The organism is Methylocystis sp. sgz306128, assembly GCF_056032725.1.
The window spans coordinates 1-3,791 of sequence record NZ_JBVYWO010000024.1; the positions used below are offsets into that span (position 1 = coordinate 1).

Here is a 3,791-nt window from a genome sequence, read left to right on the forward strand (position 1 = left end):
TCAGCCTGGTTGATCAAGCTTTTGCGCGTTTACGTTGTCTGTACTGATCGACGACGACGGCAGCGACGATTATGCCGCCTTTGATGATTTCCTGGAAATATGCATCGATCCTGAGGAAGGTAAAGCCTGAAGTGAGGATTCCGAGGATGATTGTCCCGATGACGGTTCCGGTGATGCGTCCGACGCCGCCGGTGAGGGAGGTTCCGCCGATGACGGTTGCGGCGATGGCGTCGAGTTCATAGCCGACGCCCATGCCGGACTGGGCCGAGTCCTGGCGTGCGGCGGCGACGATGCCGGCGAGGCCGGACAGGGTGCCGGCGATGGCATAGACATAGACCAGATGGCGCGAGACATTGATGCCGGAGACGCGGGCAGCCTGCCGGTTGGCGCCGATGGCATAGGTGAACTTGCCGTAGCGCGTATAGGACAGCATGATCTGGAAGATCAGGGCGACGAAGAGGAAGATGAAGACCGGCGCCAGCCCGGAGCCGATGAAATCGAAGCTGGAGGTGAATTCGCTGATCGGCTGGCCCTTGGTGTACCATTTTGCCGCGCCCCGGGCCGAGACATAGGTGCCGAGCGTGGCGATGAAGGGCGGAATGCCGGTATAGGCGATCAGGCTGCCGTTGACGAGCCCGACGAAGAGCCCGACGGCGAGGCCGATCAGGATGGGGGCGATGACCGGCAGATCGACGAGGTTCGGGAAAATGACATGGGTGGCGCCGCTGGCCTGGGCGAAGCTTGCCGCCACCATGACGGTGACGCCCACCACCGATCCGGACGAGAGATCGATGCCCGATGTGATGATGACCTGCGTCACGCCGATGGCGATGATGCCGATCACCGACATCTGGAGGACGATGATCTCAAGGCGCTGGGCATTGTACAGGAAGCTCTGGCCGATGAAGAGCCAGCCCAGAGCCTCGAAAACCAGCGCGATGCCGATCATCACCAGAAGAATGCTGGCTTCCGGCGGCAGTTTGCGGCGGCGCGCGACACTTTGCGCTTTGCCTGGATTGGTCAGTTCGCTCATCCCGTTCCACCCTTGCTTTTGAATGCGCGGCTGCGCGGCGGCGCAGCCTGCACACGGCCCCTTACCGGGAGGCCAATTCCATGATCCTGACCTGATCCGCGTCCTTGCGGTCCAGTATGCCGGTGCAATGGCCTTCATGCATCACCAGGACGCGGTCGCTCATGCCGAGAATTTCCGGCATTTCCGAAGAAATCATGATGACGCCGACGCCCTCGCCGGCCAGCTTGCTGATGAGGCGGTGAATTTCCGCCTTGGCGCCGACATCGATGCCGCGCGTCGGCTCATCGAGGATGAGGATGCGCGGCCGGGTCAGCAGCCAGCGGCCGATCAGCACTTTCTGCTGGTTGCCGCCGGACAGATTTTCGATCTTCTCGTCGAGGCCCGGCGTCTTGACGCGCAGCGCCTGGCTCATTTCGGCGCAGGCGCTGGTCAGCTGGCCCTGCTGCACGAACCCGCCGCCGGCATAAGCGCGGGTGAGCACGGCCACCTGCATGTTCTCCAGCACATCGAGAATGAGGAAGCAACCGGTTTCCTTGCGGTCCTCCGTGAGGAAGGCGAGGCCCTGTTCCATCGCCTTGCGCGGGCTGTCGATGACGACATCCTTGCCCTCGATGGCGATCGTGCCCGCTGTGGCCGGGGTGACGCCGAACAAAGCCTCGGCGACATTGGAGCGCCCGGAGCCGACAAGCCCCGCCAGACCCAGAATCTCGCCCTTGCGCAGGTCGAAGGATATGTCGTGGAACACGCCCTTCACCGAAAGATTGCGCACCGACATCACCACCTCGCCGATCGGCACTTCCTGCTTGGGAAACATCTGGGTGATCTCGCGCCCGACCATCATGCGGATGATGTCGTCGCGCGTGACCTCGCCAGAGCTTCGCGTGGCGATATAGCGGCCGTCGCGGAACACCGAGACCTCGTCGGCGATCTCGAACAATTCGTTCATCTTGTGGGTGATGTAGACAATGCCCTTACCCTGGGCGCGCAGATCCCGGATGATGCGGAACAGATGCCCCACCTCGCGCTCCGTCAGGGCGGATGTCGGCTCGTCCATGATCAGCACGTCGGAATTGAAAGATACGGCCTTGGCGATCTCCACCATCTGCCGGTTGGCGATGGTCAGGTCGCGCACCTCCACGTCCGGATCTATGTCGATCTTCAGTTCATCGAACAGTTTCTGCGTCATGTCGTGCATGGCGCCATGATCGACGAAGCCGAAGCGGTTCAGCGGCTCGCGCCGGATCCAGATATTCTCGGCCACGCTCATGTAGGGCATCAGGTTCAGCTCCTGATGGATCATGGCAATGCCGTTTTCGAGCGCGTCCAGCGGCGAGGTCAGGCGGATATCGACGCCGCGCAGGCGGAACGCGCCGTGGTCGGGCGTGTAAACCCCGGCAATGATCTTCATCAGCGTGGATTTGCCCGCGCCATTCTCGCCCATCAGGGCGTGAACCGAGCCGCGCTTCAGGCGGAACTCGACATTATCGAGCGCGACGACGCCCGGAAAGGATTTGCGCACGCCCTCCACTTCCAGCAGATAGGCCGAATGCGGCACGGCGCCGCTTTCGCGCACAGCCTTCATGGTCGAGGGACTCAGCATATCGGTCTCCAGCAAGCGTGTTCACCAGCAAGCATATTCTCCGGCGCCGGCATGCGGGCGCTTAAGGCCCGGCAGCGCATCTCTGGCATGGGCGCGCGGGCGCGCCCATGCTCAAACCATCCGCCAGTCCGGCCGGGGCCGGATCCCCCGGGCTGGCCCGGGGGCGACTCTTTGAGATATATCGGCTTTTGGCGATATATCAGTTCTTGGCGATATATTTGTCCATATTGGCCGGGGTGATCAGTTCGAAAGGCACCCAGACCATTGAATCGACCTTCTCGCCCTTGGAGAGCTTCATGGCCGTGTCGATGGCGCCCTTGCCCTGTGCCGCGGCATTCTGGAACACGGTCACCTTCAGGTTGCCCGCCTTCATCGCCGCCAGCGCGTCGGCCGTGCCGTCGACGCCGCCAACGACCACATTGTCCATCTTGGCGGCCTTCAGCGCCTTGATCGCGCCAATGGCCATCTCGTCATTGTTGGCGATAACCGCGGCCGGCTTCAGGCCGGCGGTGATCCAGTTGGTCATCAGGTCGGCAGCCTGGGTGCGGTCCCAGTTGGCCGTCTGTTCCTGGAGGATCTTCATGCCCGAGCATTCCGGGGTCTTGAGCACGTCGTGGATGTCGGCGGTGCGCTGCACGGCGGCCTGATTGGACAATTCGCCCATCATGACCAGAATGTCGCCCTTGCCGCCCAGAAGCTTGCACACTTCCTTGGTCTCGAGCGTGCCCGAGTCAGCCTCGTTCGAGCCGACAAACGACACTTTCGGCGGCAGAGTCTTGTCCGAAGGCATGCGGTTGACAAACACCAGCGGAATGCCGGCCGCGACAGCCAGAGCCGTCATCTTCGGCGTCGCCGACGTGTCAACCGGGTTCACCACCATCGCGTCAACCTTGGCCGCAATGAAATTCTGCATCTGGCTCAGCTGCTTGCTCACGTCGTTGCCAGCGTCCTCAACCTGAAGATCAACCTTCTGATCCTTCGCATAGCTGATCATGCCGTTGCGCAGAACCGTCAGAAAATTGTCGTCAAACTTCGCCATCGATACGCCGATCTTCTCAGCAAATGCCGCCGTCGAAAGCGCCGAAAGCATCGTCCCAGCCGCTAAGGCTATCACTAGTCGCTTCATCCTCGTCTCCTCCTGTGGTGCCCGGATGCACC

3 protein-coding genes are annotated in these 3,791 nt (G+C 61.9%); all 3 read right to left on the reverse strand.

The genetic code is table 11. From position 1 onward, the window contains the following. Window positions 1-13 precede the first annotated feature (13 nt). The gene (locus AC0N03_RS16670) at window positions 14-1,033 is read right to left on the reverse strand and encodes an ABC transporter permease (protein ID WP_474290035.1); all 1,020 of its coding nucleotides are present in this window, start codon (window positions 1,031-1,033) and stop codon (window positions 14-16) included. Window positions 1,034-1,094: 61 nt separating this feature from the next. Next, entirely contained in the window at window positions 1,095-2,633 is a 1,539-nt protein-coding gene (locus AC0N03_RS16675; RefSeq protein WP_474290036.1) for a sugar ABC transporter ATP-binding protein, read from the reverse strand. 199 nt (window positions 2,634-2,832) lie between these two features. Beyond that, entirely contained in the window at window positions 2,833-3,759 is a 927-nt protein-coding gene (locus tag AC0N03_RS16680; protein WP_474290037.1) for a sugar ABC transporter substrate-binding protein, read from the reverse strand. Window positions 3,760-3,791: the final 32 nt, after the last annotated feature.